This is a genomic window from Paenibacillus sp. J22R3 (genome assembly GCF_056269305.1).
In genome coordinates this window covers 233,054-255,790 of record NZ_JBWDNS010000003.1, presented here as the reverse complement: position 1 = coordinate 255,790, position 22,737 = coordinate 233,054, and the positions used below count along the sequence as shown (strand labels likewise).

The window sequence follows — 22,737 nt, the reverse complement described above, 5'->3', positions numbered from 1 at the left end:
GCTGGAAGGACGAACGGCTTTAATTACAGGCAGTGCGAAGGGTTTAGGCAAAATGACAGCGATGTCACTGGCTCAAATGGGCTGCGACATCGTACTGAACTATAAATCAAGCGAGCAGGAGGCGCTCTTGCTCGCTGAGGAAATTATCCGGCAATTCGGCGTTCGCGCAACAGCAATAGGCGCTGACATCGCCGTTCAAGGCGATGTAGCTCGTCTGGCCGCAGAGGCGCAGGCATGGTCGCAAACGGGCAGCATTGATATTCTGATCAATAACGCCGGCCCATTCATTCGCGAACGGCGGTTATTCGCGGATTATTCCGCAGAAGAAGTGATCGGCTTGGTAAACGGCAATTTGCTTGGCGTTATGCTGCTCGACCACCATTTGCTCGCAGGGATGCGCAATCGGCAGTGGGGACGTATTATCCACTTCGGCTTCGGTCATGCCGGAGAAGGCCGTGCATGGCCTCACAGAGCCGTCTATGCTTCTGCCAAGACGGGACTCGTATCCTTCACGAAGACGCTGGCTGTCGAAGAGGCAGGCAACGGCATTACGGTTCACATGGTTTGCCCTGGCGATATTCGCGGCGTGAACAAGGAGCGGACTATCGCGGAGGTTTCCGGTGAGCAAGATGACGAATCGCCGAGAGGGCGTCCCGGAAGCGGGGAGGATGTCGCCCGTGTCATTACGTTCCTATGCTTACCGCAATCGGATTATTTGACAGGAAACATCGTCGATGTAACCGGAGGTTTCGATCCGATTAAGACCTCCATTAAAACGTCATCCAACTAAACAAAAGAGTCTTGCCGTATCCGCCTTAGAGGCTGGATAACGGCAAGACTCTTTATTGTAAATAATGGGTGAAGAGGTTAAGAGATTAGAATACTTGCATAACCTCTTGTACGCCTTCGACTTCTTCAAGCAGAGCGCGTTCGATCCCTGCTTTAAGCGTAATTGTCGAGCTTGGGCAGCTGCCGCAAGCACCCACCAAACGAAGTTTCACAATGCCGTCCTCTACGTCGACGAGTTCAACGTCGCCGCCGTCGCGCTGCAAGAACGGGCGCAGCTTGTCAAGAACATCCAAAACTTCATCGTACATTGTGCTTTGTGCATTTTCACTCATTGCAATCCACTCCTTTCTCCCCTATTATAGTACAAAGCAGAGCAATTGAAAATGGATATCAACCACTCAAGTGTAGGTGAATAAATAAAAATGTTAAAAACTATGATAGAATTTTGTGCTAGCAATATGCACCACGGCACCGACCGTCTCATGAAGAAGCTAGAGGAAAATCCGGATTATGATGTGATCGAGTACGGCTGCCTGGGCAATTGCGGTGAATGCTATTTGGCTCCATTTGGTCTCGTGAATGGCGAGATCATCGCCGGCGAAACCATTGAAGAGTTGGAAGAACTAATGATGAAGGCCATTGTGAAGCAGCAGGCTGACCGTGAAGCATTAGATCGGCTGATCGATGATATGTAACCCATACTACCAGTTAGGTTCCATATCTTACTAGTTTAGCCGAAATGATGCTTCGACATCCATAAGACACCGCTCTTGAGAACACGTGGCACGCGGCCCATTAGAGGGGTACGGCCCATGAGTCCGAAGCCGGCTTTTTTACCAAGTGAACCGAGAACGCCTTTGAGCTTGATTTTGCCAAGTTTAGGTGTTTTGCCGCTCCATGTCGCTTGCATGACTTCCGCAACTTGTTTGCCTTGCCCTTCTGCAGCCTGGGCGCTTGGAGAGAACGGCAGGGAGGCGCAGTCGCCGACGATGAATACATCATTGTAATCCGGCAGCTGGTGGTTCTCATTAATGATGAGACGGCCTTGTGCGTCCTTCGGCAAGTTCATACGCTGAACCAGCGCAACAGGTTGAATACCTGCAGTCCAAACCGTTACGTCAGACAGAATAGGGCTTGGATTGTTCAGGTCATACAAGCAGCCTTCTTCAAGCTTATGCAGCGAAACATGACCGCGCATTTCCACTTCATGCTCGATAAACCACGATGAAACATATTCCTGCAGCTTACCCGGAAATGCAGACAGAATGCTCGGTCCGCGATCGACAATCCGGATATTGAGGTCAGGTCGACCTTCGCGCAGCTCCGATGCTACTTCTACACCGCTCAAACCACCGCCAACAATTGTGATTTGTCCGTATGGCTTCACATCGTTTAGTGCCAAATACGTTTTACGCGATCCGGAGAACGTCTGAATGCTGTTGGAGTACAGCTCCGCACCATCAATACCATGATATTTGTCCGTACAGCCAAGTGCGACTACGAGCCACTCGTATTCAAGCGGATCTTGGCCGGCAAGCTGGATATGCTTCGCATCCAAATCGATATCCGTTACTTCGCCATAAGTTACGATTAAACGTGGATCGGAAGGGAATGCAACACGCAGATCAATATCTGCAGCCGTTCCCGCTACTAAAGAATAATACTCCGTTTTCAACCCTTGAAACGGCATACGGTCAATAAGGACGACGATTGTGTCGTCTGGCAGTTCGCCCTCCAGCAAGGAATGGGCGACTGTAAGTCCTCCATAACCGCCGCCAAGAATGACAAAACGCTTCATTGTAATCCCAACTTTCTTTGTGTGCAATAAAAATCTTCTGCATTTCGTTAGTTATGCGGCGCCGGAAGCCGGCGTCCGCTGTTTGCTCTTACTCGTAGTATATGCCTCTGCGACCTAAGCCATCAGTGCTTGTCCTATCCAAAACGATGCCAAAACCTGCTTATTCGAAAACCTTCACTTCGTTGTAGAACGTATCGCGTTCAACCGGAATACGACCGGCCCCTTTAATGAGCCAGATCAAATCTTCGCGTGTAATGCCCTCTGGCGTAAGTGCGCCTGCTGCATGGCTGATCCGTTCTTTCACCATCGTGCCGTGTACATCGGAAGCGCCCATTGTAAGCGCAACTTGCGTGAGCTGTGTACCGATATTGATGAAATACGCTTTAATATGCTGGAAATTATCAAGCAGCAAGCGGCTGATCGCAATGGCCTTCAGATCGTCAAAGGCGGAGTTGCGGCGGCGAATGCTCGCTTTGGGGCTGATTGGCTGCATGGAAAGTGGAATGAACACTTGGAAGCCGTTCGTTTCATCCTGCAGCTCACGAATTTGAAGCATATGGTTGACGCGATCTTCGGTTTTCTCGACAGATCCGTAGAGCATGGTTGTGTGTGTGCGAAGACCAAGATTATGTGCCGTGCGATGTACCTCAAGATATTGGGAAACGTCGGCTTTGTCTACGCGCATCTTCTTGCGGTATTCGTCAGACAGAATTTCAGCGCCGCCGCCGGTTAAGCTTTGCAGGCCGGCTTTCATGAGCTCTTGAATAACTTCTCTGTAGCTTAGGCCGCTAATCCGCGAGAAAAAGTCGATTTCAGCAGCTGTGTACGCTTTGAGCGCAACATTAGGGAAGCGATCATGCAACGCTTGAAGCGAATCTACGTAGTATTGGAAAGGCACATGTGGATTATGGCCGCCGACGATATGGAATTCGCGTACATCAGGATGAATATGCTTCTCCACATACTCAATCATTTGAGCGCCGGTAAGCGTGTAAGCTCCTTCTTGACCTTCATCTTTGCGGAAGTTGCAGAACGCACAATGAGCTTCACAAACATTTGTGAAGTATAAGCTCATATTTTCGATAAAATATACTTTGCGTCCGTTCTTCTTGAGATTGACTTCGTTCGCCATTTGACCGATGGTGAGCAAATCGTCGGAACGATATAGAAATTCTCCATCTTCCCGAGTGAGACGTTCACCAGCACGAACCTTCTCGACAATAGCTTGCATTCGTGTAGCATCTGTAGGTATTACGACATTCATAAGAGTATCCTCCCAGTCCGCCGGGCACTCATTTCCAGGTCCGGTGTATAATGTATAAATTTAAAAAAAACAACATTGTGAAAAAAATTACTTACCCATACTCCAAAAACCCCACGCAAATAACTTCCCTTATTATAAACCTCATCATCAAGAGCGGCAACTATTAAGTCATGCCAGAGGACCTAATGGATGGAAGAAGCAGGGGGCAGCTTCCTTTCGATGCCGTGAAATTTAGGTTACAATAGGTAACAGAGGAACAAATCAATAAGAAAGAGGTGGACTTCATGGCGAATACATATACGTATTCTCGCAGGGAAGAAGTAGCCAACGCGATCACTCATGGCTTAGGTGCTGTATTAAGTGTTGCTGCGCTGGTACTGCTAATCGTGTTTGCTGCAATTAAAGGAAATGCTTCGCATGTGGTGAGCTTTACGATTTACGGCTCCATGATGCTGCTGTTGTATATTTCGTCTACACTCGTCCACAGCTTTCCGGAAGGGAAAGCGAAGAACGTTTTTGAAATTATGGATCATTCCTGCATTTATTTGTTCATAGCCGGAACCTATACGCCGATTGTGCTTCATATTGTGCAAGGGGCAGCAGGATGGACACTGTTTGGCATCGTATGGGGACTCGCATTGTGCGGTGTGGTGTTTAAAGCATTCTACGCCTCCAAGTTTCTCTTCACGTCCACGCTGCTTTATATCGGAATGGGCTGGATCATCGTATTTGCTTGGGGACCGCTTAAAGCACATCTGGCACCTGGCGGATTGCAGCTTCTGATTATCGGCGGTGTGCTGTATACGGTTGGTACTTTGTTCTATGTTTGGCGTAGCTTTAAGTATCATCATGCCGTATGGCATCTATTTGTACTAGGCGGCTCAGTGCTGCATTTCTTCGCGATTCTGCTGTATGTGCTGCCTGCGTAACCACTACAATTGGGTTGTCCGTGTATTGAGTCCTACTGCAATGTGGAGTATACTATAAAATATATAGTGAGTTAATTGCGATAATACAGGAGGGATACCATGATTAATATAAGCGAGACTGCAAACGAGAAAATCAAGGAAATGCTGGAGGCTGAAGAGTCGCCTGAGTTGTTCCTGCGCATTGGCGTGAAGGAAGGCGGCTGCAGCGGATTCTCATACGGCATGGGCTTCGATGACGAGCTTAACGATACAGACAAAACGATGGAGTTCAGCGGGTTGAAGGTTGTCGTTGACGGCGACAGCATGAAATACCTGAACGGCCTTGAAATTGACTATAAAGAATCCGCAATGGGCGGAGGCTTTACGATCAACAACCCGAACGCATCTGCAACATGCGGCTGCGGTTCGTCATTCAGAACGGCATCGGATGCGGGCAAACCTGCAGAAGCCGGCGAATGCTAATCGTTTGAAAGTAAGAAACCTCCCGGGGATTGAATGGGAGGTTTCTTTGTGTCTGCATTCGCAATATTAAACATTACCCAACCGCAATAGCCCGAATTTCCGCCATGACTGCGTCATCAAGCACCACATCGATCGCCGGTAGAACACCGAGAATATGGCTCGGCTTGCGTACGCCGACCAGAGCGCTTGTCAGAGCAGGGTGCGCAAGATCATATGCGACTGCAAGCTGCGGCAGTGTAATCTCATAGCGAGCAGCGATTAGTTTAAGCTTCTCGGCTCTGTCGACATTGCTGCGGAGGCCTTCGCCTGTATGCGCTTTGTTGCGTGAACGCCAATCATCTTCGCCAAATTTGGTGTCATACGTATAGTTGCCCGACAGCAAACCGGAAGTCAGGGGGCTGTAAGCGACAACGCCGATGCCGTTAGCCAAACAGAATGGAAGCAGCTCTTGCTCGGCTGCCGGACGCAAGATTGAATAGGGAGGCTGAAGCGAATCTACGTGTCTCACTGCGAGTGAACGTTCTAACTGCTCGACATTGTAGTTGCTGACGCCAACGTATCTGACTTTGCCGTCTTGAACAAGCTTGTCCATCGCACGCATCGTCTCTTCCGCTGATACTTCGCTATCCGGCCAGTGCATCTGATACAGATCAATATAGTCTGTACCGAGCCGCTTCAGAGAAGCTTCCGCTTCACGGATGACGGAATCGTAAGCACCGCTCTTGGTGATCGTTCCGGCATTATCCCAGACTAAGCCGCATTTTGTCGCGATTATGACCTTATCCCGATCGCCGCGAAGCGCTTCTCCGAGTACGACCTCCGAGTGTCCAAGCCCATAAACGGCTGCTGTATCATAGAAATTAATGCCTGCGTCAAGTGCTGTACGGATGCTGTCCACGGATTGAGCATCATCTTGATTGCCCCAAGCACTCGCCCAGCCGGCGCCTCCGATTGCCCATGAGCCAAAGCCGATTACAGAGATCTCAGGACCATTCTTGCCTAACTTACGATACTTCATCGTGGATTCACTCCTTCGTTTGGGTTACTTTCCCATTATAATAAACCGGAAAGCAAGAAGAAAGAAATCTGCACGAGATTGAGCATCAGTGATTTTTTGCGGAAGCGGCAAAACACCTAAGTCCGCTCATGAAGGTGACCTTTTTTCTGATTGTGACGTCGAATTAAGGTTCAACTCGGACGTCTTGGCACCGCATTTACAGTCTGGCTTCCTATCTTTTATGAGTAAGCAGCTAGAAGAAGAGTCCTAAACTAATATCATATTAAGTCCCGATTTTAACCTTTCAACACCCGGTAAGACGTGCATAAAGCGTCCATACCGGGTGTTTTGCGTGCGGCAAATGTCTCCCGTTTCATTGCCCGGGCAATACTGGGCACGATTTCTGCTCTATCAGCCTATTAAATAAGGCGAGTTTACCCTAACAATCATCCAAGAGATAGATGTCTGCGAGGCATATGCTGTCAACTATAGAACAGATATCAAAGAAAGGATGGGATTACGGAATGATGATATCGGAACAAGGCAGACAGTTGGCGAGCAAATGGGCGAAAACGGAGGCATTATTGTCGCACAGTCGTATAGCCCCTCATATTCCTCCAACACGCATGTTCTCGAGGATGAATTTAAACAGCATGCTGCAGTCGCATGGAATGGTCGTAATAAAGCCGGTATGCGGAGCAGGCGGCAACGGCGTCATTAAAGTGTCCAAAGAATCGGGTACCTACAAGTATACCTATTACTCCAAAACAAGCCGATTCAGTACGTTTGACGGCATGTATCAGTCTCTGCTTTCGAAGAAGAGCTCTCGTCGCTATTTGATTCAGAAAGGAATTCGTTTGGCTACAATTAGCGGCAGACCTATCGATTACCGTGTGAAATACGTGAAGCAGGCGAGCGGGCAATGGGCGATTACGGCGATCGTAGGTCGCTTGGCTAAACCGGGCTTATTCGTCACCAATATTTGCCGAGGCGGTACACTTCTCAGCGGTTCCGAGGGCATCAGAAGATCGTTCTCGAGCGGTGCGGTTGGTTCCAAGAAGCGTGAAATGCGGCTGCTTACTCAGCTTTCCACTGAAGTGCTTGAGGGGCGGTTCCCGGGGATTGGGCAGTTAGGCTTTGATTATGGCATCGACATGAATGGGAAAATATGGATTTTCGAAGTGAATACGAGGCCTCAATAGTAGTTAACCGGATTTAATATAATAGATTAATAGGTTGATAGAGTGTCATTAAACTTTTTTATCAAAAGTGGTTTTTGTCGGGCTGTGTATAACCGTATCCACAATATCCTCATTGGTATTTCCTCATTTTTCGACGATTACCCACATCTTACCAACATGCTGTCCACAAGTGTATGTGGATAAGAGGAACGCTTGTTCCTTCCTATTTGGACATGCTAAGATGAATTTGGATAAAAGAGGGAAGGAGTGGAGGATATGGATCAGCTGTCAGACGACCTTTTGCTCGATGCCTATGACGCAGCACATAAGTTCGAATTGGATCCGGAGTTTATTCTGTTACTGCGAGCGGAGCTGAAACGCAGACAACTTAATCCGGAAAATTACCGCAATACTGCCTAGAACTCGTCCCCGTATCAGTGCCACTTAGAAACAAACACTTCAAACGTCTTTACACAGTTTGAGCAATATACGATATGTCCACAGCTCTGTTCTGATTGTGACCATGAAGGAAGCGTCTCGTTATTTGTATACGTGTCAGGCTGATAAGGAGCATAAGGACCGGCAAAGTCTTCAAGCCGTCCGTAATCATCAGTTTGTAAGGAGCAAACCGGACAGATAGCCGTAAGCTGCTCCAAGCCATTGCAGATGGGACATAACATAGATAAGGGTACCCTCCTTTGCCATTGCGACGTAAATCAGCATGTCAGGCTAAAGACTAGGATACCCTTTTTTGATTTGTAATACGTGCAGAAAGTCGAAGGCTACAGCTTCATATTGCTGCTATGTCCGGGTGAGAGCTTAGCGGTAGGATCTACATAAACCTTGGCATTGTTGATGGCTGTGGGCGCTTCACCGAATCCAACTGCAATTAGCTTCAGCTTCCCGGGATAAGTGGTAACATCGCCTGCAGCGAATATACCGGGAACGCTCGTTTCCATCCGAGAGTCTACAACAATGGAGCCGTTATCGATCCGGAGTCCCCATTCGGCAATCGGACCAAGGGATGAAACGAAACCATAATTTACGATGAGGGCATCGACGACCGGAAGCTCCGTGAAATCGGATGTTTTGCCATGCTGTAAAGTGATGCGTTCAATATGGTGTGTACCATGCAGGGAAGTAATTTCATATGGTGTTAGTACGCGGACAGTGGACTTCAGTAAATTCTCGACGCTGTGCTCATGAGCTCGGAATTTATCTCTGCGATGCACCAACGTTACGCTTGCAGCGATTGGTTCAAGCATGAGCGACCAATCAACGGCCGAATCGCCGCCACCGGTGACTACGACATGTTTGCCTTTGAATTGATTCAAATTGCTAATGAAGTAATGGAGATTTTTTTTCTCATATTGGGTCGCTTGCGCGAGCTCCAACCGTCGCGGCTCGAAAGCACCGACTCCGGCGGTAATGATAACGGCTTTGGCAAAATGCGAGGTTTTGTCCGTCACAATCTCGAAAGAGCGCTCATCGTGCTTTATGACGTTGACGACTTTCTCCTCCAGGTGAATGTCCGGTTGGAATAATTCCATTTGCTTCTTCAATTGCTCCACAAGCTCACCTGCGGTTACTTTCGGAAATCCAGCCACATCATATATATACTTCTCCGGGTATAGCGCGGCTAATTGGCCCCCCAATTGAGGCATACTTTCAATGATCTTGACTGAGGCTTGGCGCATACCGCCATAGAATGAAGCAAACATACCTGCAGGGCCGCCGCCGATTATCGCAATATCGACATGCTGGGGATTAGTTGAGTTGGACACAGTTGACACCTCCAAAAAGGTAACAAAATGAACGAGCACATGCTGCCTTACATTTGGATGAATCTACATCTTCTTGTACATTATATCTGTTCGACAAGCTAAGAGGAAATAAGAAAATTGGATGTTATTCTAAATATTTTCGTATAAATTACCCTTGAACTTTACTGAAAAAGTTTGTAATATGTGAGGTATTAGTATTCGATTTGTCGAAAGTAGACACGGGCTATCATAAAAGTGGGATATGGGTCACACACTAACATTATTCATTGTCTGTGTTTGTGTAATTTTTCACAAAGTCTGTAAAGAAAAAGAAATTACGAATGGATGGGATCCTGCGATGAGCAACATACCGAAAATTGTTATTCTTGGTGCCGGTTACGGCGGTATCTTGACAGCACTGCGTCTTCAAAAAGAACTGAACTACAATGAAGCTGATGTAACGCTTGTAAACAAGCATGACTACCACTACTTTACAACGCATTTGCACATGCCGGCTGCGGGTACAGACAAAACCGAAAACGCGCGCGTGAGCATCTCCAAGCTGATTGACGAATTCAAAATCGATTTCGTTAAATCGACTGTTGTTCAAATCCGCACGCAAGACAAGAAGGTCATTCTTGAAGACGGTACGCTCTCTTACGATTATCTTGTAATCGGCCTTGGCGGCGAGCCGGAAACGTTCGGAATTCCAGGTATGCTTGAGCATGCAATGAATATTCGCAGCATTAACTCCGTTCGTCTAATCCGCGAACACATTGAGTACCAATTTGCCCGTTACAAACGCGAACCACACCGCACAGATTACCTTACTTTTGTTGTCGGCGGCGCCGGCTTCACAGGTATCGAGTTCGTGGGCGAGCTTGCTGATCGTCTTCCAGAGCTTTGCAAGCAGAACGACGTGGATCCATCGCTTGTTAAACTATATAACATTGAAGCTGCTCCAACTGCGCTTCCAGGTTTCGATCCGGAGCTCGTTGAGTACGCTATGCAAGTATTGACGAAGAAAGGCGTTACATTCCGCATCGGAACAGCGATCAAAGAATGTACTCCTGACGGCGTAGTCGTAGGCGACAACGAAGAAATTAAAGCAGCAACCGTTATCTGGGCAGCTGGCGTACGCGGTAACCGCTTGATCGAAGAAGCAGGCATCGAAACGATGCGCGGACGCGTTAAAGTGGATGAGTCGCTTCGCGTTCCGGGCCACGAGAACATCTATGTTGTTGGTGACAACTCCTTGATGTTCAACCCAGAAGGCCGTCCGTTCCCGCCAACTGCACAGATCGCTATGCAGCAAGGCGTAACTTGCGCGCACAACCTGGTAGCTTCGATTCGCAACCAACCGCTGAAGAAATTCGAATTCAAGAACAAAGGTACAGTTGCATCCCTTGGTAAAGGCGAAGCAGTGGGTCTTGCATTCGGCAAGAAATACAAAGGCGGCGTAGCAGCATTGCTTAAGAAAGCAATCGACGTTCGTTACCTGTACATCATCGGTGGTATTCCACTCGTACTTCGCAAAGGTAAATTCCTGTAATGCGACACTGCAGCGTGCAGGTTCGTGGTTTGCTGACGCGCGATGAACTGGATCGGTACAACGCGCTGATGGAAGTAGGCTCCTTCTTGGAGTCGCAGAACCGTTACGACTTGGCTTATACGGTGCAGAAGGAAGTCGATATTCTCATTTTGCCGGGCATTGAGCGGCTTAAGGAGAAGGGCAGGGAGCGCGACCGTCAGACGGAAGCGTATCTCGAAGCGAAACGTATCCTCGAAGAGGACGACGAAGACTAAACAAATAAAGCGGATGAGGCGTCCTGAGACGTTTCATCCGCTTTTCTTTATGTTATATGGCGAATAGCTCTTGCAGCTTCTCATCGGTCATCCGGTTACCGAGATAGAAGTCGCCGAAGTCGCCGAAGCGCGCACTTACTTCATCGAAGCGCATTTCATAGACGAGTTTCTTGAACTGAAGTGCATCTTCCGCGAACAGCGTGACACCCCACTCCCAGTTGTCGAAACCGACAGAACCGGTAATGATTTGTTTTACTTTGCCTGCATAGGTGCGTCCGATCATACCGTGGCTGCGCATCATTGTGCGGCGCTCGTCCATGCTGAGCATGTACCAGTTATCGTTGCCTTCGCGGCGTTTGTTCATTGGATAGAAGCAGATATGGTTCCATTTTGGCAGAATCGGCTTCAGTCGAGCGAGAATTTCCGGGTTTTGCATCGGGTCAGTTCCCGGTGCTGCCATATAGTTGCTCAATTCCACCACACTTACATAAGAATGAGCCGGAACTGTGAATTGGGCGAAGGTTGTTTTATTGAATGCATTCTCGATGTCATTGAGCTCTTCCAGCGTTTCGCGCAGATGCATCATGACGAAATCCGCTTTCTGGCCAACGATGGAATAGAATGCCGTGCTGCCTTGTTTATTATCTTCAATTGTCTGCCATTCGCTGAGGAAGGATTGAAGCTCGTCCAGCGCAATGGCGCGTTCGCCTTCATCCGCAAGCTTCCAAGCTGTCCAATCTATTGAGCGAAAATCGTGCAAGGCATACCAGCCTTCGAGCGTTTGTGCTGCTTCACTCATATTGCTCACTCCTTGTCATTTGTCTTTGTCGTCTACATTGTAACGTAACGCAGCAAAAGAGAGCAAATGACGGACTTGTGACAACACGCCTGAATGAATTGACTTCGGATGTGCCATCTACTACACTATTCGTAGCGAAAGGGGTAGACGACTCGGATGAACGGTGACGTTAATATTTTACAGCTGGTTATTGCAACAGTATTGTTCTTTGTAATGATGTTTGGAATCGGATTTATTCTGAATATGCTGCTGAAAACAACATTTATGCCGATTTACGCATTTATACTTGTACTTGTACCGCTTTTTGTTTGGCAAACATGGGATCATTCGAAGAGCTTTTCAGGCAATTTCACATCCTTTACCTTTGTAGATATTTTGCCGGCAATCGGTGCGCTGATCGGCGCTTATGTAAGTGGAGCGACCATTCGTGCGCTGCGCAAAGGCGGATACAAAATGTTCTAAACATGAAACATCAAACGGCATGGCCATACTAAGGGAAATTCGCAATCAGCTCTACTCGGGCTGACAACGAAAGCCGAGGTGTTGCGTTATGCCGTTTTTGAATATTGGCGATACCACACTGCATTATCATCAAGATGGTTCCGGGCAAACGCCTATCCTATGTGTTCATCCGCCTTGCTTGACCAGCCGATTGTTCGCAACTGTTCAGGAGAAATTAACGGCGAGTACCAACCTAATCCGCTTCGATATTCGCGGTCATGGATACAGCGAGGCGGGCAGCGGAAAGCTGACACTTGCGTTAATAGCGGAAGATATAAGAAGGCTGCTCGATGGTCTTGGGGTGAAGCAAGCGTATGTATGCTCCTATGGGGCAGGCTCGTTTCCGGCTTTGGCGGCCATGCTCGCTTATCCGGAGCGATTCCTCGGAGGCGTTATTGTATCCGGCGCTTCTGCTTATACGGATATCGTCACGCGCTCGAAGCTTCAGGCTGCATTCGTTTCAAGCATTCTCGGCCCCAAAGGACCCATTGCCTTCAAAGCGGCTTGGTCGGAGGCAGGGAGCAAATCCTCCTTCGAAGAGCTGCATACGGAAGCAAAGCTTGGCGACTCCACGAAATGGCGGGAATATACGGCTGCTTGCCTGGATAGTTCCGTCCAGAAGCGGCTTCCTCAATTGAAGCAGCCTGTTCTCGTTTTATATGGAACTGCTGATAAGACCGGTCAGAATTATGCGGCCGAACTTAAACGCCGACTGCCAAACAGTGAGCTGTATGGCATCATTGGAGCGGGGAGGCAGCTTCTTACGAAGGAGCCGGTGACGACAGCTTTCGTCATGACGCAGTGGCTGGCGAAACAGGAGCATCCTGAAATCGCGGATACGTTCGAAGAGCGAGAAGCCTTGCTGGATGAACTGATCAGCAAAGGCGTTCAAGAAGGAGCAGTTGACACGGCCACTCACCATTAGGTTTGCGAAAGTTCCCTCTGGCGGGGGAATTTTCTTTTTTCTGTGCCTCAAATGCAGGCCGCTTTTATGGTAAACTAGTAGGAAGAATAAAAGGCGGATGGAGTCAAATGAGATGCGGATCGGCAATTTGCACCACTTTACAGAGCATCATCGATGCTACATCTTTCGCGATTTTTCGCTGAGTGCGGTTGATCGCAAAATGGTCGGATTGATCTATCAATCTATGATTGGAGCGTTCGCGGCAGGGTTCTATCAGTTTCTATATCAGCAGGTGCCTGACGACCGAGTCGGTTATTCACCGCTTGAAGCGCAGCGCAAACTGCTGCTGGGGCTTGGCCTCGAAATGAACGAACGCGGCAGGCAAGATTTAATCAACCAAGCTTCTAAGCTGGAAGCGGTCGGCCTTCTGCAAGTGTCCAGGCTTGGAGTGCCGGACAATGACGATGTCGTGTATGAATACGAGTTGGTCAAGCCATTATCGCCGGATGAATTTTTTGGAAGCCCACATTTGACATTGCTGCTTCGCGATAAGGTCGGCAAGCACTCCGTTATTGCCCTGAGGGAATCGTTCTATGCCAAGGAGTCGGACGAGCTTGCCAGCGTGGAGCTGCAGCGCGATAATATAACTGTACCTTTCTACGAGCTGTTCCGATTGAATACGCAAGGCATTGACTTGGAGCTCGAACAGGCGCTTACAGAGGTTGCGCCGGCACGACAGCCTGCACCGAAGCCGCAGCTGGAAACAGCTGGTATTGGATACGGCGATATTATAATGCGATTCCCGCGTAATGCAGCGAACAGACATCATGTTGAACGGCTGCGCGGTGATCATGAAGCAGTTGCTCAATTGAATTACGTCGCTTATAAATACAATTTAACCGTAGTTGATTTAGTCCGGCTGCTTGATGAGGACCATGTATTCTCCGGCAAAGGCGATCTGCTCATCGATGAGCTTCAGCTGAAGGCCAATCAAATGTACCGTCAAGATCGGAAGCGCACGGATGAGCGGCAGCGTTTATATGGACGAGTGGCTGCGGCCAAAGCAGATCATGGATCGGACGACAGTGAAGAGCCGCCGGATGAAGTGGCTGTTCAGGCGGAGCACTACATGGAGGTTCCGACGCAGCTGGCAGGACGCTGCGACATTCATCAATATAATATGCTGATGCGGAATGAGCCGCACACGCGCTTTATTTCACGCTTTTTCCCGGGAGCTGTTCCGGATTGGATGATTCGGGTATTCGAGAAGATTGATCTTAATTATCGCATACAAGGTTCTGTTATTAACGTACTTATTCATTATGTAATCGTTCTAAATGATTCTCAGCGCGTTACTGAAGCGTATATCGACCGAGTAGCATCCAATATGCTCGTCAAAGGGATTGACTCGTTCGAGAAAGCAGTCGGTTATGTGCGTGACCAGGTGAAGCTCGAGAGCGACAAAGAACGCCGCCGCGACGGCGTGCAGCAGGCTCCGAGAGGGAACACGGGAGGCAGCTCCGGTGCACCGCGCGGACGCCGTAAACCGGCGATTCCGATCATGCCCGAAGCGCCAAGCGGAACGCCGCTTTCGGCCGAAGAGATGGAGGAAATCCGGCGAATGGCTCGCAAGCTGGATGGGAAAACGACGTAATTGAGGTGAAGGTTTATGGGGATGGAATCGCTGGGTGATTTGCTCAAGCAGATGCCGGGAGGCGGAAGCGCATTAAGGCAAGCGGATAAATTAATGGAAGAACTGCTTGCTGACCCACTCGTAGGCAAGCTTCGTTCCAAATATCCGGAGCTGGATAATGAAACAATACGGCTTAATTTAAATAAAATTTATCAATGTACCAAAGAATTTCGGATTTGCAGCAACTGTCCGGGACTTGACCAATGTCCGAATGATTTCGAAGGACACTATACAGAGCTCAGCTGTGAAACAGTTGGCGGCCAGGTGCAGTTGAACGATCGCAAAGTGACTTGCAAGAAGCTCATTGCCAGACAAAGCGAGAACAAGATCCGCAGTCGCATTCGCAGCTTCTATGTAGATGATCGAGCTTTATTAGAAGGCTACTCCGCGGATGAGATCGTGTCGAAGGATATCGAACGGATGAAAGCTGTCGGTCAGATTATCAAGTACATTAACGTAACCAAAGAAAGCGGACTCCAGAAGGAAGGGCTCTATCTAACAGGGTCGTTCGGTACGGGCAAGACGTTCCTCATGTGCTATATGCTCCATGAGCTTGCGAAGGCAGGTTTCACTGGCGCTATTGTGTATATGCCGGAGTTTGTGGAAGACTTGAAATCACTGATGCTGGAGCAAGGCAAGCTGAAGGAAACAGTCGATCTTATGAAGGAGACGGATCTTCTGATCTTCGATGATATCGGAGCGGAGAATTTGAATCCATGGGTGCGAGATCATGTTCTTGGTGCTATTCTGAATTATCGGATGAACCGTAAGCCGACGTTCTACACGTCCAATTATGGGTTAGATGCAATCGAACAGCATTTCAGCTTTACGAACAAAGACGGTGACGAGCTGCACAAGGGGCAGCGGCTGATGGATCGAATTCGGCCGTACGTCCAGCCTGTTCATGTGACAGGACATAATAAACGCGGCCTTCGTTAATTGTCTCCACATATACAGAAGAGCCTGCCGTCCATATAGACGGCAGGCTCTTTGCTTTACGCGCGGTACAGCAAGTTATAGAGCACTTGTGCGGATTCTGCGCGCGTTGTATGGCTGCGAGGAGAGAAGAGATGGTCACTGCCAACCATAAGGCCGGCATGAACGGCGGCTTGAACCGCTTCCTTCGCCCAGCTGCTGATGGCATTCTTGTCGTGGTAGGAATCAATGTCAGTCGCGCTGCCACTGGCTTGGCCGTGCTGCTTCTCATAGACGCGAGTAATCATAAGGGCTAATTCTTCGCGTGTAATCGGCTTGTTCGGTTCAAACTTTCCTGCGTTTGTGCCGGATGTAATGCCGTTCTCGTAGGCTGCAGCAGCAGCATCGGCATACCAGCTGCCGGCTTGGATATCGCTAAAAGGTGCAGCTTCTGTTGCTTTCAGGCCGAGGGCGCGAATGAGCATCGTAACAAACTCGGCACGCGTTACTTTCGCTAGAGGGCCGAAGCTGTTTGTGGAAATCCCTTGCACGACATGCTTCGCAGTCAACTCCTCAATCACATCAGCTGCCCAATGAGTCGCTGGTACGTCGACAAACTTCGTTGTGTACGAGAACACGCCATATTGACTGAAGTGGCCCACTTCGGCAGTTAAAATGTTACCTTTAAGGCTACCGCCGATGTACTCGATTACACCGCCATCCGAGAGATAATAAATCCCGGCGAGACGGGCATCCGCGCCTTCCGAGAGTTGAAGCTGCAGCGTTACCGGCTTCGTAAAGCTGCTTAACTTGTTCTTGGAGCCATCCTTGAATGCGATCGCAAGGGTCAGCTCAATGACTTGGCCTTGCGGCTTAAGGCCGGTAGCGGCTTCACCGAGCTTAGCAAGAGCAGAAGCAGCTTCACTGCTTGTCAGCTTGTTGAATTGAAGCGAGAGGCTGGCATCCTTATCGGAGCCGGCTAGCGCGGAGAGAGCGCTTAGCACTTCCTTCGGCAGTGTGACGGTTCCATTCGGAAGCAGAATTCGGAAGCTGTTATCGCCGATGGTTGAAATGACGGATGCTGGGATGTGCAGGTCCGAGCTAGCGGAAGTAATCTCACGGGCATCCAATGTGGCTACACCATTAGCAGCGGAAGAAACGTCCGACAGCTCGAATGGAACGATCGTCACACCTTCTGGAGCTGTTGGGTTGCCGTTATCTATGGGAGATGTAGGAATGCCGCTGCCGCTTGAGACTACAGTAAATGTCCTGGTCGAGACGTCAGTACCTTGTCCTGCTATAACTTGATAGCTGCTGCCGATTGCTGCGGTGCTAGGTAGTGTAAATGATGTGCTATAACGGCCATCGGCCGACTTCACGATATCGAAGAACAGGATTGTACTATCTGGACTGATGACCTTTACGATGACTTCAGCAGCATTAGTTGTGCCGCTGATCGAAACCGAACCGCCGGCAGTGACACCGGCTACAGCGTCAATTGTCGTGCCAGCAGCAGCTTGCGATGAACTCTCGGCATAGGCAGCTAATGGAGCTGCGACAGGGACAGCTAACGCGAATGACAAAGACAATGCCGTTAAGAGGAATGCTTTTCTCTTCAACTTGATGCTCCTTTCTAGTGTGGTGACCCGGACGGGACGTGGCAGGGGCAGGTGAGTGACAGTAGTCCGGGTTCACCGCTGTAAAAGCTGATTTTATGGAGTTGTCGTCATATTCGTGATCCGGCCTTTTACAGCCGCGGTAATGGTTCCGTAATTGAACGTTTTCAACACATAACTGTAGAAAGCATCAATATCGGTCGGTCCTGCTATCGGCTGCTTGCCTTGTGTAAGGATCGTGTAGTTGTCGCCGCCGGCTGCCATGAAGTTATTGACTACCGCTGTGTATTCAGCCGTATCGGTAATTGCGGTGCCATCTTCTTTCGTTAAGGAGACGATTCGCTCCGCGATCGGTTTACTGAAATCGGCCGTATAACGAAGTCCGGAGATTTGCAATGTTTTCGTGCTGGCTGCCGTTTCTCCCCATTGCTGCTGCAGCAATGTCTTAATTTGCGCGCCGGTCAGCGTCATCTTAATGAGCTGGTTCCCAAACGGTTGAATACGGAACAGATCGGAGTAGAGCACATTACCGAGCGGTAGATCAGCACGGATGCCGCCCGGGTTCATGAATGCAAAATCGGATTGCATAGAATCCTTCATGGCATCGGCGATCAAGCTGCCAAGCGCAATTTCTTGCGTATAGGCATTTTCTTTCTTATAGGCAACTTCAGTGGAGCCCACCGGCAGGGAAAGCTCTGGATGTCTGCCAAGGGCTGCTTGTACCATTGCACTAACTGCAGCATCCGGCGTGATACCGGCTTGATTGACGTCGACAATCGTCGCTTCCTTCTTCACGATATCATGTGTTTGCGGATCGATTTCAAGATCAACGTCGGCAAATGCCGTACCATAAGAGTAGGCTTGGAAAACGAGTTTGTTGTCGACGATTCCGTTTACTTTCGCATGGTTGTCACCGGCGAAGATAACGTCAACCTCGTCACTTACGGCATTTGCAAGGTCAGCTGCCTCGCCGGTAATTGTCGTACCGCTTTGTGAAGCGGGGTCGTGAGCAAGCACAACGATCGCTTTGACGCCTTGTGCGGTTAATTCATCAACGGCCGCGTTTACCACAGGAGCTTGATCCACGATATTTACCGGTGCAAGCGCGGAAGGAGAGACTTTGCTTGGCGTCAACATTGTGACAACACCGATGAAGCCGATTTTTTCCCCGCCGACCTCCTCAATGACATACGGTGCAATGATAGGTTCACCTGTCACTTTGTCGAGCACATTGGCATTGATATAATCGATAGTGGTTTTGGCATACGTGATACTCGTATTGATTGGATCTTGGCCCCCATTTAATTGAGCCATGAGCGCTGGAACCCCTTGATCAAATTCGTGATTGCCAAGTGTTCCGACTTTAAATCCGAGCAGTTCCATGAAATCGAGAGTAGGCTTGTCGCGCTCAAGCGATGAAACCGGCGAGCTTGCACCTACTGCATCGCCATTATGGACGAGCAGGGTATTTGCCGGGTTATCTGCTTTGTGCTGCTTGAGGTAGGTTGCCAAGTAAGCTGCACCACCCAGAACATTCCCTCCGGCTATGGTGGAGTAGTCCAACTGACCGTGAAAATCATTAATACCTAACAGCTGAACCTTCACATTCTCTGTTGGCTGTGTTGCATCACCGTGAAGATCAAGCTTGAAGACGCCGAATCCTTTCTCGTCGGTACGCTCAAGCGATGTGATTCGCGGATTAGCACTCAAGTATGTTTTGGCAGCCGGAGAAGTTGTAAACGTGACGTTAAGATCGCCTTGAACGGGTGCGATCGACCAGTTGTTGTCAGCGGCCGGATTAATCGTACCTTGCTCCGAGATGTAGTCCATCAGAACTTGGCGATTCTCGCTAGCGGAATCCAATACGAGCGGAGAACCTTTCACGCCAGGGAAGTTGCCTCCACCGAAAACACGGTAATTGTTGCTGACCACGATGAAATCTTGAGCTGGATCAACCGGTTGCCCGTTGTAGAGCAGGTTAACAATCCGGCTGGATGCTGCATCGTTGATTGTACCGTCTTTGGTGTACTTCGCCGGTTTAGTGACATCTACCTGATACGTGACGCCATCGATGACATCGAAGTTGAAAACCGGAAAGGATGAGTTCAGCAGCGGCTGTTCGGCTGTTTTGCTCGGATCGATCTGATTGAAAATTCCGGCAGACATTTCGAGCCAATCCTTAACGACGGAGCCTTTTACTTTAATGGCCTTCAGCGTATTGTCGTAGAGATACAAATCGCTGGCGCTCTTAATGGCAAGATCGCCTGCCTTAATATCCGAATATTCACTCGGACCATTGCGGCCGGCTTTGAACGGGGCGCCTACGGATAGAATCGGGAGATCCTTGTCCGGCGAGTTCTTAGTATTCAATTCTTGCTGTACGAACCACTTCTGCGCTTGCGTAACGATTTGCACGGAAGGGTCGTCCTGTACGAGTGCAAAGTAGCTGTAAATAGGAGCCGAAGTTTGACCAATCGCTTGGTTTGCATAGGCGATTGTCGCTGCATGTTCGGCTTTAATTGCATTGACGACCGCAGAATCAGCGTCAACAAGCGGAAGCTTCTTCACACTGTCATAGATATACTTGTTGGAGGATTGCGAAGCAGTAACCTTCCATTTGCCATTGGTTTTGTTCAGCGTAAGGTCGATGATGCCAAGATTGGCGCCGCCAAAACCAGCCTGTACAGCCGCAACGCCATTGATTGTGCCTTTCGCATTATCGACACCGGGAAGCGGGTTGCCGCCCGCGTCCTTGAAGAGCGGATCAAGCGCGCTGACACTGGCAGCAGGGAAAACCTTATGAGTATGCGAGAACGTAATGGCGTCGATGCCAGCAACTTTACTGAGCGGATAAACCGCATCCTCAGCACCTTTATCTGCCTCAGCATTAACATTGAAGCCGGAGTGTGTGAGGGCAACAACGACTTCTGCGCCTTCAGCGCGCATAAGAGGAACGAATTTCTCGGCTGTCGCTACGATGTCCTTCGTAGTGACTTTACCGTCGAGATTGCCTTTATCCCAATCCATGATTTGAGGAGTAACCAATCCGATGAAGCCTACTTTTACCGTCTGCGATTGACCGTTCTCGTCCTTGAACGTTTTGTCCATAATGACATACGGCTTGTACTTATTAACGTCGTTGCTTGGATCGGTGTCGTGATCGTCTACATAGACATTCGCGTTGACATACGGGAATTTAGCGTCATCGATGGCTTCATTCAAATAATCAAGTCCGTAATTGAATTCATGATTGCCGAATGTTGCAATATCGTAGCCCATTAAGTTCATTGCTTTATAGGCAGGATGAACGTCGCCGTCTTGGAGCGGCGCTACTTTGGCCATATACGTGCCGAGCGGCGTGCCTTGAAGCAAATCGCCGTTATCGACAAGCAGCGTATTCTTCACCTCTGAGCGTGCTTGCTTCACCAAAGTGGCTGTTTTAACTAGTCCAACATTCTCGGCGGGAGCATCCTTGTAATAATCGTAGTTCATGAAATTGGTGTGTACATCCGTCGTTTCCATGATGCGCAGCTTCAATGTCGAACCGATCGTGATCGGATCGGCCAGACTATTGCCCACATCAGCGAGCGTTCCGCTATAGGAGTCAACAACAAATACTTTGACGGACAGGCTGCTTCCCGTCTTATTGAAATGCGCTGTCACTTTCTCGCTGCCTGCAATATCTTTGGTCAAAGCTGCAATTCCGATCGGAACAGCGCCATCGAACAGTTCGAAAATAACCGTTTCTTCCCCGGCATGTCCTACAGTTGACGGGGCTACGACAGCACTGGCCAGAACACCGCCGGATGTATCCATCATTGCGTTTGTAATCGTAAAGGCTCGCTCATCGGCGGCTTGTGCGTGTACAGGGCTCGGAAGATAAGATGATGTCAGAAAGCCTGCGAGAAGGGAGGCGGCAATTGCAGTCCGCGACATTCTCTTGCGAATAGAAACCATTTTCTAGTAACTCCACCTTTCAATTGGTATAAGAAAAGTGTAACAACTAAGGTATTAAATTGGGTTAAAGATTATGTTCTATTCTTGTAAAGCAGGGAATGTATAGAAAAAACCGTACATCGGTTAGGATGTACGGTTTTTGGGATGAGATGCGATTATGGTTTGTAAATATCGTCGAACACGCCGCCATCGCTAAAGAACTTCGTTTGTGCTTTGTTCCAGCCGCCGAAATCGCGGATGTTCGTAAGCTCGACGTTTTTGAAGTTTTTCGTGAATTCCGCAGCGATTTTCGTGTTCGTCGGACGGTAGAAGTTCTGAGCAACGATACGCTGACCGGCGTTCGTGTAGAGATAGTCGAGATAGGCTTTAGCCACTTCCCGTGTACCGTGTTTCTCAGCGTTCTTCGTGACGACAGCAACCGGTGGCTCTGCAAGGATGCTATAGGAAGGGGTTACGATTTCAAAATCCTTGCCATGCTCTTTCAGCGCCAGGTAGGCTTCGTTCTCCCATGCCAGCAGCACATCGCCGATTCCTCGTTCAACAAAAGTCGTTGTCGAGCCGCGAGCACCGGAATCCAGTACAGGCACGTTCTTGAACAGCTTGGTTACGAATTCCGTTGCTTTCGCTTCACTGTTGTTATTGTGTTTTAAAGCATAACCCCATGCAGCAAGGAAGTTCCAGCGTGCGCCGCCGCTTGTTTTGGGGTTCGGTGTAATGACGGACACTTTATTCTTAACCAGATCGTTCCAATCTTTTATCTTCTTCGGGTTCCCTTTGCGTACTAGGAAGACGATTGTGGAAGTGTATGGCGAACTATTCTTAGCAAACCGCGATTCCCAGCCGTCATTAATCAAGCCGGTTTTCTGAATGGCATCAATGTCGTAGGCAAGAGCAAGTGTAACAACATCTGCTTGCAGCCCATCGATAACAGAACGAGCTTGTGCGCCGGATCCGCCATGCGATTGCTTAATCGTAACTTTCTGTCCGGTTCTGGCTTTCCAATAAGAAGCGAAGGCTTTATTGTACTGCACGTACAGCTCACGGGTCGGATCGTACGAGACGTTCAGCAGCTCGATATCCGGTTTTGCCGGTTTGGTTACGGCTGCAAAGCTGGTGGAGGATAAGGATAGGATTAATGCCAGTACGGTGATCGTGAGTAGCAGTTTTTTCTTCATCGTTCAACTCTCCCTTTATTATAGTGCTCCATCCCGATCTGACTGATTGGACAAAAAAGGAGGCCCAGGCAGAGTGCGTCCATGAAGAGAAACTTCAGGCTGCTGTTACTTGCCGGGGCCTCCGGTGGACCGGTGGGCTCGATGGATTCATCATAAGCTGACAATTCCTACCTGTCAACTATGAATTT

General features: G+C 49.1%; 21 protein-coding genes. 12 read left to right on the top strand and 9 right to left on the bottom strand.

Annotated features, from left to right (window positions below; all coding sequences use genetic code 11):
- The first annotated feature begins 1 nt into the window (after nt 1).
- Nucleotides 2–790, top strand: a complete 789-nt coding sequence (locus AC0YN4_RS15920; RefSeq protein WP_475782464.1) for an SDR family oxidoreductase — start codon at nt 2–4, stop codon at nt 788–790.
- A gap of 85 nt (nt 791–875) precedes the next feature.
- On the opposite strand, the gene AC0YN4_RS15915 is transcribed toward AC0YN4_RS15920, so the two are convergent.
- Nucleotides 876–1,121 carry a NifU family protein gene (locus AC0YN4_RS15915; RefSeq protein WP_090578360.1) on the bottom strand — a complete coding sequence of 82 codons (246 nt, stop codon included), beginning with the start codon at nt 1,119–1,121 and terminating at the stop codon, nt 876–878.
- Between the two features lie 90 nt (nt 1,122–1,211).
- On the opposite strand from AC0YN4_RS15915, the gene AC0YN4_RS15910 reads away from it, so the two are divergent.
- Nucleotides 1,212–1,484 carry a YuzB family protein gene (locus AC0YN4_RS15910; RefSeq protein WP_090984765.1) on the top strand — a complete coding sequence of 91 codons (273 nt, stop codon included), beginning with the start codon at nt 1,212–1,214 and terminating at the stop codon, nt 1,482–1,484.
- A gap of 35 nt (nt 1,485–1,519) precedes the next feature.
- Here the strand turns inward: AC0YN4_RS15910 and AC0YN4_RS15905 are convergent, their stop codons facing one another.
- Together AC0YN4_RS15905 and mqnE are read right to left on the bottom strand one after the other, a co-directional pair.
- A complete protein-coding gene (locus AC0YN4_RS15905) occupies nt 1,520–2,587 on the bottom strand; it encodes an NAD(P)/FAD-dependent oxidoreductase (RefSeq protein ID WP_475782081.1) in 1,068 nt (355 codons plus the stop codon).
- A 160-nt stretch (nt 2,588–2,747) separates the two neighbouring features.
- Nucleotides 2,748–3,851, bottom strand: a complete 1,104-nt coding sequence (gene mqnE, locus AC0YN4_RS15900; protein ID WP_475782080.1) for an aminofutalosine synthase MqnE — start codon at nt 3,849–3,851, stop codon at nt 2,748–2,750.
- Between the two features lie 284 nt (nt 3,852–4,135).
- On the opposite strand from mqnE, the gene trhA reads away from it, so the two are divergent.
- Together trhA and erpA are read left to right on the top strand one after the other, a co-directional pair.
- Nucleotides 4,136–4,780, top strand: a complete 645-nt coding sequence (gene trhA, locus AC0YN4_RS15895; RefSeq protein WP_475836169.1) for a PAQR family membrane homeostasis protein TrhA — start codon at nt 4,136–4,138, stop codon at nt 4,778–4,780.
- Nucleotides 4,781–4,879: 99 nt separating this feature from the next.
- The gene (gene erpA, locus AC0YN4_RS15890) at nt 4,880–5,242 is read left to right on the top strand and encodes an iron-sulfur cluster insertion protein ErpA (RefSeq protein ID WP_475782078.1); all 363 of its coding nucleotides are present in this window, start codon (nt 4,880–4,882) and stop codon (nt 5,240–5,242) included.
- Between the two features lie 73 nt (nt 5,243–5,315).
- On the opposite strand, the gene AC0YN4_RS15885 is transcribed toward erpA, so the two are convergent.
- A complete protein-coding gene (locus AC0YN4_RS15885) occupies nt 5,316–6,260 on the bottom strand; it encodes an aldo/keto reductase (RefSeq protein ID WP_475836168.1) in 945 nt (314 codons plus the stop codon).
- 506 nt (nt 6,261–6,766) lie between these two features.
- Here AC0YN4_RS15885 and AC0YN4_RS15880 point away from each other — a divergent pair.
- Together AC0YN4_RS15880 and sda are read left to right on the top strand one after the other, a co-directional pair.
- A complete protein-coding gene (locus AC0YN4_RS15880) occupies nt 6,767–7,441 on the top strand; it encodes a YheC/YheD family protein (protein WP_475782463.1) in 675 nt (224 codons plus the stop codon).
- Between the two features lie 255 nt (nt 7,442–7,696).
- A complete protein-coding gene (sda, locus tag AC0YN4_RS15875) occupies nt 7,697–7,840 on the top strand; it encodes a sporulation histidine kinase inhibitor Sda (protein WP_090982044.1) in 144 nt (47 codons plus the stop codon).
- A gap of 362 nt (nt 7,841–8,202) precedes the next feature.
- Here the strand turns inward: sda and AC0YN4_RS15870 are convergent, their stop codons facing one another.
- Nucleotides 8,203–9,141, bottom strand: coding sequence for an NAD(P)/FAD-dependent oxidoreductase (locus tag AC0YN4_RS15870; protein ID WP_475836475.1), 939 nt, complete (start codon nt 9,139–9,141; stop codon nt 8,203–8,205).
- 400 nt (nt 9,142–9,541) lie between these two features.
- Here AC0YN4_RS15870 and AC0YN4_RS15865 point away from each other — a divergent pair, with 400 nt between their 5' ends.
- Entirely contained in the window at nt 9,542–10,735 is a 1,194-nt protein-coding gene (locus AC0YN4_RS15865) for an NAD(P)/FAD-dependent oxidoreductase (RefSeq protein ID WP_090982039.1), read from the top strand.
- Nucleotides 10,735–10,989 (top strand): hypothetical protein, encoded by a 255-nt coding sequence (locus AC0YN4_RS15860; protein ID WP_090982037.1) that lies wholly within the window; start codon nt 10,735–10,737, stop codon nt 10,987–10,989. Before AC0YN4_RS15865 ends, AC0YN4_RS15860 begins: the two co-directional genes overlap by 1 nt.
- Nucleotides 10,990–11,041: 52 nt before the next feature.
- Here AC0YN4_RS15860 and hemQ read toward each other — a convergent pair whose 3' ends face one another.
- Nucleotides 11,042–11,788 carry a hydrogen peroxide-dependent heme synthase gene (gene hemQ, locus AC0YN4_RS15855; protein ID WP_475836167.1) on the bottom strand — a complete coding sequence of 249 codons (747 nt, stop codon included), beginning with the start codon at nt 11,786–11,788 and terminating at the stop codon, nt 11,042–11,044.
- Nucleotides 11,789–11,944: 156 nt separating this feature from the next.
- On the opposite strand from hemQ, the gene AC0YN4_RS15850 reads away from it, so the two are divergent.
- From AC0YN4_RS15850 to dnaI, 4 genes are all read left to right on the top strand, one after another.
- Entirely contained in the window at nt 11,945–12,250 is a 306-nt protein-coding gene (locus AC0YN4_RS15850) for a YuiB family protein (protein ID WP_475782075.1), read from the top strand.
- A gap of 88 nt (nt 12,251–12,338) precedes the next feature.
- Entirely contained in the window at nt 12,339–13,214 is an 876-nt protein-coding gene (locus tag AC0YN4_RS15845; RefSeq protein ID WP_475782074.1) for an alpha/beta fold hydrolase, read from the top strand.
- A gap of 112 nt (nt 13,215–13,326) precedes the next feature.
- Nucleotides 13,327–14,847, top strand: coding sequence for a replication initiation and membrane attachment family protein (locus tag AC0YN4_RS15840; protein ID WP_475782461.1), 1,521 nt, complete (start codon nt 13,327–13,329; stop codon nt 14,845–14,847).
- A 21-nt stretch (nt 14,848–14,868) separates the two neighbouring features.
- Nucleotides 14,869–15,825 carry a primosomal protein DnaI gene (dnaI, locus tag AC0YN4_RS15835; protein WP_475782460.1) on the top strand — a complete coding sequence of 319 codons (957 nt, stop codon included), beginning with the start codon at nt 14,869–14,871 and terminating at the stop codon, nt 15,823–15,825.
- A gap of 56 nt (nt 15,826–15,881) precedes the next feature.
- Here dnaI and AC0YN4_RS15830 read toward each other — a convergent pair whose 3' ends face one another.
- From AC0YN4_RS15830 to AC0YN4_RS15820, 3 genes are all read right to left on the bottom strand, one after another.
- A complete protein-coding gene (locus tag AC0YN4_RS15830; RefSeq protein WP_475836166.1) occupies nt 15,882–17,420 on the bottom strand; it encodes an S-layer homology domain-containing protein in 1,539 nt (512 codons plus the stop codon).
- A gap of 93 nt (nt 17,421–17,513) precedes the next feature.
- Nucleotides 17,514–21,374 carry a bifunctional 2',3'-cyclic-nucleotide 2'-phosphodiesterase/3'-nucleotidase gene (locus tag AC0YN4_RS15825; RefSeq protein WP_475836165.1) on the bottom strand — a complete coding sequence of 1,287 codons (3,861 nt, stop codon included), beginning with the start codon at nt 21,372–21,374 and terminating at the stop codon, nt 17,514–17,516.
- Nucleotides 21,375–21,529: 155 nt separating this feature from the next.
- On the bottom strand, nt 21,530–22,549 hold the full coding sequence (locus AC0YN4_RS15820) for a sulfate ABC transporter substrate-binding protein (protein WP_475782071.1): 1,020 nt from the start codon (nt 22,547–22,549) through the stop codon (nt 21,530–21,532).
- Nucleotides 22,550–22,737 lie beyond the last annotated feature (188 nt).

Excerpts from the sequence above, each read along its gene's own strand:
- AC0YN4_RS15915 (WP_090578360.1), bottom strand. The coding sequence starts at position 1,121 with ATGAGTGAAAATGCACAAAGCACAATGTACGATGAAGTTTTGGATGTT.
- AC0YN4_RS15910 (WP_090984765.1), top strand. The coding sequence starts at position 1,212 with ATGTTAAAAACTATGATAGAATTTTGTGCTAGCAATATGCACCACGGC.
- AC0YN4_RS15905 (WP_475782081.1), bottom strand. The coding sequence starts at position 2,587 with ATGAAGCGTTTTGTCATTCTTGGCGGCGGTTATGGAGGACTTACAGTC.
- mqnE (WP_475782080.1), bottom strand. The coding sequence starts at position 3,851 with ATGAATGTCGTAATACCTACAGATGCTACACGAATGCAAGCTATTGTC.
- trhA (WP_475836169.1), top strand. The coding sequence starts at position 4,136 with ATGGCGAATACATATACGTATTCTCGCAGGGAAGAAGTAGCCAACGCG.
- erpA (WP_475782078.1), top strand. The coding sequence starts at position 4,880 with ATGATTAATATAAGCGAGACTGCAAACGAGAAAATCAAGGAAATGCTG.
- AC0YN4_RS15885 (WP_475836168.1), bottom strand. The coding sequence starts at position 6,260 with ATGAAGTATCGTAAGTTAGGCAAGAATGGTCCTGAGATCTCTGTAATC.
- AC0YN4_RS15880 (WP_475782463.1), top strand. The coding sequence starts at position 6,767 with ATGATATCGGAACAAGGCAGACAGTTGGCGAGCAAATGGGCGAAAACG.
- sda (WP_090982044.1), top strand. The coding sequence starts at position 7,697 with ATGGATCAGCTGTCAGACGACCTTTTGCTCGATGCCTATGACGCAGCA.
- AC0YN4_RS15870 (WP_475836475.1), bottom strand. The coding sequence starts at position 9,141 with ATGTTTGCTTCATTCTATGGCGGTATGCGCCAAGCCTCAGTCAAGATC.
- AC0YN4_RS15865 (WP_090982039.1), top strand. The coding sequence starts at position 9,542 with ATGAGCAACATACCGAAAATTGTTATTCTTGGTGCCGGTTACGGCGGT.
- AC0YN4_RS15860 (WP_090982037.1), top strand. The coding sequence starts at position 10,735 with ATGCGACACTGCAGCGTGCAGGTTCGTGGTTTGCTGACGCGCGATGAA.
- hemQ (WP_475836167.1), bottom strand. The coding sequence starts at position 11,788 with ATGAGTGAAGCAGCACAAACGCTCGAAGGCTGGTATGCCTTGCACGAT.
- AC0YN4_RS15850 (WP_475782075.1), top strand. The coding sequence starts at position 11,945 with ATGAACGGTGACGTTAATATTTTACAGCTGGTTATTGCAACAGTATTG.
- AC0YN4_RS15845 (WP_475782074.1), top strand. The coding sequence starts at position 12,339 with ATGCCGTTTTTGAATATTGGCGATACCACACTGCATTATCATCAAGAT.
- AC0YN4_RS15840 (WP_475782461.1), top strand. The coding sequence starts at position 13,327 with ATGCGGATCGGCAATTTGCACCACTTTACAGAGCATCATCGATGCTAC.
- dnaI (WP_475782460.1), top strand. The coding sequence starts at position 14,869 with ATGGAATCGCTGGGTGATTTGCTCAAGCAGATGCCGGGAGGCGGAAGC.
- AC0YN4_RS15825 (WP_475836165.1), bottom strand. The coding sequence starts at position 21,374 with ATGGTTTCTATTCGCAAGAGAATGTCGCGGACTGCAATTGCCGCCTCC.
- AC0YN4_RS15820 (WP_475782071.1), bottom strand. The coding sequence starts at position 22,549 with ATGAAGAAAAAACTGCTACTCACGATCACCGTACTGGCATTAATCCTA.